Source organism: Dolichospermum sp. LEGE 00246 (genome assembly GCF_015207865.1).
GTDB classification, from domain to species: Bacteria; Cyanobacteriota; Cyanobacteriia; order Cyanobacteriales; family Nostocaceae; genus Dolichospermum; species Dolichospermum heterosporum.
In genome coordinates this window covers 1-4,851 of record NZ_JADEWA010000422.1, presented here as the reverse complement: position 1 = coordinate 4,851, position 4,851 = coordinate 1, and the positions used below count along the sequence as shown (strand labels likewise).

At 38.3% G+C, this 4,851-nt stretch carries 4 protein-coding genes and 1 pseudogene; all 5 read left to right on the top strand.

Annotation, left to right across the window (positions count from 1 at the left end; genetic code table 11):
- Positions 1-200 precede the first annotated feature (200 nt).
- The 5 genes and pseudogenes from IQ228_RS21270 (at position 201) to IQ228_RS21255 (ending at position 4,219) form a co-directional block, all read left to right on the top strand.
- Complete coding sequence (locus IQ228_RS21270; protein WP_193964343.1) at positions 201-1,283, top strand: isocitrate/isopropylmalate dehydrogenase family protein; 1,083 nt, start codon at positions 201-203, stop codon at positions 1,281-1,283.
- A gap of 145 nt (positions 1,284-1,428) precedes the next feature.
- Positions 1,429-1,578 (top strand): annotated as a pseudogene (locus IQ228_RS27480) (3-isopropylmalate dehydratase); the annotation flags it as partial.
- A gap of 78 nt (positions 1,579-1,656) precedes the next feature.
- On the top strand, positions 1,657-2,988 hold the full coding sequence (locus IQ228_RS21265; RefSeq protein WP_370566923.1) for an aconitase/3-isopropylmalate dehydratase large subunit family protein: 1,332 nt from the start codon (positions 1,657-1,659) through the stop codon (positions 2,986-2,988).
- 42 nt (positions 2,989-3,030) lie between these two features.
- Positions 3,031-3,441 (top strand): hypothetical protein, encoded by a 411-nt coding sequence (locus IQ228_RS21260; RefSeq protein ID WP_027403943.1) that lies wholly within the window; start codon positions 3,031-3,033, stop codon positions 3,439-3,441.
- A 352-nt stretch (positions 3,442-3,793) separates the two neighbouring features.
- Entirely contained in the window at positions 3,794-4,219 is a 426-nt protein-coding gene (locus IQ228_RS21255; protein WP_027403944.1) for a hypothetical protein, read from the top strand.
- The last annotated feature ends 632 nt before the right edge of the window (positions 4,220-4,851 follow it).

Genomic DNA, 4,851 nt, shown 5'->3' with positions numbered 1-4,851 from the left:
AATCTTAACTGTCCTAACTGTCCTTGTATACTAATGAAAAGTCTGGTAAAAAATAGGGGTGAAGTAGTGCAAACCATTACACACATATTTTCACAGACACATATCTTCTTAAATTTCTTAAACATGATATTGCCAAGGGGGAGTTCAGCTTTGACAATTTCAGCAGTAATAAATCCTCATCCACTAAAACATCAGGAAAAATGAGGTCATTAAGCAATCAGTCTTATCGCATTGTTGCTATTCCCGGTGAAGGAATTGGACCAGAAGTTGTGGAAGCGTCGCTACAACTTTTGCAACAAGTAGCAAAACTAGAAGGATTTACCTTGCAGGTAGATTATGGTTGGCTGGGTAAAACCGCCTTAGAAAAATTTGGTAGTTACTTTCCCCAAGCGACTATAGATATATGTAATGGATCTGATGGAATTGTCTTTGGTGCAGTTACCCAAGGTGGACTGCTAGAACTGCGAAAACATTACGACTTTTTTTGTAATCTGCGTCCAATTCGGATTGTTGATAGTCTAGTTCATAAATCTAGCTTACGACCAGAAAAAATTAAAGGATTGGATATACTCGTCATTCGAGAATTAGTGAGTGGGATTTATTTTGGATCTACTGGACGTGCTTCAGATGAACAAGGAGATTATGGCTACCACACCATGCTCTATTATGATCATGAGATACGCCGCATTGCTCGCCAAGCCTTGCAAAAAGCCCAACAACGCCGAGGAAAACTAACAGTAGCTCATAAAGAAAATGCTTTACCTAATTTGCCTTGGACTCGTTTAGTACAAGAAGAAGCTACCCAGTTTCCTGATGTTGTAGTCGAACCAATGTTAGTGGATAATTTAGCCATGCAAATGGTGATGAATCCCCAAAGATTTGATGTAATTTTAGCCAGTAATTTATTTGGAGATATTCTTAGCGATATTGGCGGAGCTTTAGTTGGTTCTTTAGGTTTATTAGGATCAGCTAGTCTTAATGCCGATGGATTTGGACTATACGAAGCAATTCACGGTACTGCACCAGATATAGCTGGTAAAGGAATTGCTAATCCTTTGGGAACTATTGGTGCTTGTGTTTTAATGCTGGAGCAGTGGGGGGAAAAGAGAGCTGCACAAAGGATTATGACAGCACAAGATCGAGTTTTAGCTCAAGGATATCGGACAGCGGATTTATCTCCTCAAAGTTCAGAAATATTAGTTAATACTGAACAATTAATACAGCGTTTACTAACAGAGATTTATAATTTACAAAATACAGGAATGGGGGTGCTGCATGAATAATATAAATAAACAAGTTTTAAATTTAGGAGATGATATTAATACTGATGATATTATTCCTGCTAATCGGGCTACAACTTATGATCCTGATATTTTAAAACAATATGCTTTAGAACATTTGATAGGAGTAGGAGAGTTATTAAAATACAATGTAATTGTCGCTGGTGAAAATTTTGGCTGTGGTTCTAGTCGAGAAATTGCGCCTGTAGCCTTGAAAGCTGCGGGAATTGAAAAGATTCAGGCGCGATCATTTGCAGAAATTTTTTATCGCAATAGTATCAATATTGGATTAAATCTAGAAATTTTAGAGGAAAAACAAGAGAATCCTATAGTTGAGGCGATCGCCCAAGCAGGTGGGTTAATACCTTTTAATCAAATGCGTCGTCAGGGAAAAATTGCCACTCCTAAAAGTGTAACTCCCCAAAGACCCATGACCTTAGTAGAAAAACTGCTTGCTAAAGCTTCTGGTAATAATTATGTCCGTCCTGGAGAAGTGGTTTTTGCCCAAGTTGACTTAGCTTTATCCCATGATGCGGTAGCAGGACCAGTAGCCACAACATTTTATAAACACTACGGACAAGAAGCAAAACTGTGGGATGCTCAACGGGTAGTTTTAGTAGCAGATCACTTTATCCAAGTTAATGACATTCGCAATGATCAAAAAGCCAATGTCATGTACCAAGAAATGATTGACTTTGCCAAAGAGCAAGGATGTCATTTATTTGATGTAGTTTCTCCCGGTGAAGCTGCTGGTATTTGTCACGTTTTACTACCAGAAAAAGGATTTGTCCGCCCAGGAATGATTATTGCTGGTACAGATTCCCATACCTGTACCTACGGCGCATTAGGAGCTTTTTCCGCCGGTGTGGGAACTACAGACATGGCCAATATCTATGCTATGGGGGATATGTGGATTCGTGTTCCCTCAACACTGGTATTCGAGTTATCTGGAACTCTACCCGCCCACATCAGCGCTAAGGATATTATTTTGTTTATCCTGGGACAAATTGGTTGTGCTGGTGCTACCAGTAAAGTCATGGAATTTAGAGGGTCAATACTCGAACAAATGCCCTTCGATGAACGCTTGACTCTTGCTAATATGGCCATTGAGTGTGGTGCAATCTGTGGCTTAATTGTTCCTGATGAAACAACCCGCAATTATGTCACAAGTCGTTCTGATCAAGAATTTGAGGAACTTATAGGCGACCCTGATGCTGAGTATGAGAGAATATATAAATGGGAACTCAGTAATCTAGAACCGCAAATTGCCCGTCCTCCCAAACCAGATCAGGTAGTACCTATTAGCCAATTAGAAGAAACCCCGATTACCAAAGCCTTTATTGGTTCTTGTACAGGAGGTAAACTATACGATTTAGCTCAGGCTGCCGAAGTTTTACAGGGTCGCCGAGTGGCAGATGATGTAAACTTATTTATTGTTCCTGCTTCCGTAGAAATTCGGGAAAAAGCAGAAGCATTGGGATACATGGACATTTTTGCCCAAGCAGGTGCAAAGATTCTTAAATCAGGTTGTGGTGCTTGTATCAATTCGGGAATTGGAGTTTTAAACAAAGAAGAAACAGGAGTTTATGCAACCAATCGCAATTTTAAAGGACGCAGTGGCGATCCTACAGGGAAAAATTATTTAGCCTCTCCTAGAACGGTAGCCATTTCCGCCGTAAAAGGCAAAATCAGCCATAATCTTGATTAATTATTAATTGAAAAGATAATATCAAAATGTTAGGAGATTGCAGTGGATGAAATTGTGAAAAAACTTGCCGGTTTAGGTTTTCCGGGGATCATTCTCTTGATTTTAGCATTCGCATCAGCAGGTAGTAATGCTGCTATCGTTGCCGTGCTGACAGCAGCAGGAGGACCATTTGGTATCCTTGGAGGTATAGGTTTACTTGGTCTGGCAAAGGTGCTAAGTGATCTCATGGCTGATTATGGAATTGAGGCTATTTTCAAAGCAGTTTATTCAGAACGTAGCAAAACCGAAACTTTGCGATCGCTACTTTACGAAATTCAAGATTTACCAATTTGCCAGGAGTTAAAAACAAAATTGCAAAATCATCTAAAATTAGAAAGTAAGAACTATTTACCATCTCTAAGAACCGTGAATATATCCTTTGTGAAAATAGAAAACAGCCATATTCCTGATTAAATGAATGAGTTAAACAGTAAATATCAAAATCATACAGCTATCCTGTTTGATTTATAAATTTTTCGTGGAGGCAGGGAATAGGTTTTTAGATGATTTGAGTGTACGGAGTTTTTTCAAAAATCAAATAGGAGTCCTATGTTTGTTGATTATTGCATTGACTATTGTTAGATATTGAGGTTAAATAAAAGAGAAAATGTTAAAAAATCACCTTGATTTGAGATAAAGAGACATTTATCTTCCTTAGTCTAGATACTGCAATAGTTTCTTGAACTATAGAGATATAAATCTCATGCCAATTAAGCCAATTAAAACAGTTTCCACTAACAATATTTAAGGATCTTAGATCATGAACATGGACGAAATCGCAAAAAAACTAGCTGGGCTAGGTCTTCCTGGCATAATTCTTGTAGTCTTAGCAGTTGCATCAGCAGGTAGTAATGCCGCTATTGTTGCAGCCCTAACAGCAGCAGGAGGACCATTTGGTATCCTTGGAGGTATAGGTTTACTGGGTCTAGTAGGAGTTGTAGGAGATACAGTAGGCGCCTATGGAATTGAAGCTATTCTCAAAGCAGTTTATTCAGAACGGACTAAAAACGAATCTATAAGGGCGCTCGTCAAAGAAATCAATGATTTACCCATTTCCGACGTGCTAAAAACACAATTAACCACTCACCTAGAATCAGGAACCCATACAGCGACAGAATCAGAAGTGAGTGAAGCACCAAGAACAGTAGAAATTGTTGATGAAAATGAGGAAGTAGTAGCAGTAGAAGCATAATTTTATGCTTAAATTTGATGACATTCTCAAACAAATGCCATTAAATTAAAGGGTTTTTGAAACTTCTAGTTTTACAACGTCCAGGTACAGACAATTTCACCAAAATCAAATAAATCAGGATGAAATAAAAAATGGCCTCTGAGTCCGATTACAATAGATGAATCTCTCATAGGCCATTTTTATAACACCATAAAACTTGGTCATAATTCTAGAATACTTTACCTAAAAATATAGGACTTACGCACGCTCACTAAGAGGATGTTTGAAAAGTATCAGAATTAATCGAGATCCCCCCAAACCCCCTTACAAAGGGGGCTAAATTCCTCAAAATCCCCCTTGAAAAGGGGGATCTGCGGGTGTCAGATCCCACACGAAAAAGTTTTCAAACAACCTCTAACTTACCATCATATAAATGAACGAAATTGCGTCGTTTTCGGCTTTGGGAATAACTTATTGAGTAGGGTGCGTCAGATAGAAGAAATCTGTTTTTTACCAAATTATTGGGTCTGACGCACCCTACAAGAGATAAAATACACATTACATATTTAGAAAACTTTATCAATGCGTAAGCCCTCAAATAGATAAATTTTCCTGGAATACAATCTGAAATACAAAAATCAAGCTTATTAAGC

Coding starts and splice junctions, on each gene's coding strand:
- IQ228_RS21270 (WP_193964343.1), top strand. CDS start 201: ATGAGGTCATTAAGCAATCAGTCTTATCGCATTGTTGCTATTCCCGGT.
- IQ228_RS21265 (WP_370566923.1), top strand. CDS start 1,657: ATGCGTCGTCAGGGAAAAATTGCCACTCCTAAAAGTGTAACTCCCCAA.
- IQ228_RS21255 (WP_027403944.1), top strand. CDS start 3,794: ATGGACGAAATCGCAAAAAAACTAGCTGGGCTAGGTCTTCCTGGCATA.